We start from the raw sequence: 233 nt of genomic DNA on the forward strand, positions 1-233 counted from the left end.
CCACTCATCCACCACCGAAGCGGTTTCAGCGTTCGACTTGCATGTGTTAAGCACGCCGCCAGCGTTCGTCCTGAGCCAGGATCAAACTCTCCAACAATGTCTTCGAATTCAATCGAGGCAAAATACTTCTTGCACTCAAAGGAAACCCCGACGAGGGGGTTTCATATAAGCTCTACTGGCTTAGTTCACTAGCACACTGTTGAGTTCTCAAGCAACACACCCCGAACCAAACC

At 50.2% G+C, this 233-nt stretch carries 1 rRNA gene; it reads right to left on the reverse strand.

The features are described from left to right. Nucleotides 1-97: ribosomal RNA gene (locus tag OO71_RS46035) — 16S ribosomal RNA — on the reverse strand; the annotation flags it as partial. Nucleotides 98-233: the final 136 nt, after the last annotated feature.

Source organism: Amycolatopsis jejuensis, from assembly GCF_000717335.1.
Taxonomy (GTDB): domain Bacteria; phylum Actinomycetota; class Actinomycetes; order Mycobacteriales; family Pseudonocardiaceae; genus Amycolatopsis; species Amycolatopsis jejuensis.